Genomic DNA, 423 nt, shown 5'->3' on the forward strand with positions numbered 1-423 from the left:
GGGCCGTAGTCGGGCGCGGGCAGCGCACGCCGGTCCAGCTTGCCGTTCGGCGTCAGCGGAAGTTCGGGGAGGGTGACGAAGGCGGACGGCACCATGTAGTCCGGCAGCAACCCGGCGGCGTGCTCCCGCAGGGCCGCATCGGAAACGTGGGAATCGGCCACCACATAGGCGACCAGCCGCTGGTCCCCGTCCCGGTCCTCCCGCACGACCACAGCCGTCTGCGCGACATCGGGATGGCCGCTGATGACGGCCTGGATCTCGCCCGGCTCAATGCGGAAGCCCCGCACCTTGACCTGGTCATCGACCCGGCCCACATACACCAACTGACCATCGGCGTTCCACCGCGCCACATCACCCGTGCGATACATCCGCGCACCCGCCGGACCAAACGGATCAGCGGTGAACCGCTCCGCCGTCAAATCC

1 protein-coding gene is annotated in these 423 nt (G+C 69.0%); it reads right to left on the reverse strand.

Annotated elements, in window-relative coordinates; all coding sequences use genetic code 11:
- The coding region (locus KN815_RS42295; RefSeq protein ID WP_216347082.1) for an AMP-binding enzyme at positions 1-423 on the reverse strand (423 nt) is incomplete at both ends.

The organism is Streptomyces niphimycinicus, assembly GCF_018883605.1.
Taxonomy (GTDB): domain Bacteria; phylum Actinomycetota; class Actinomycetes; order Streptomycetales; family Streptomycetaceae; genus Streptomyces; species Streptomyces niphimycinicus.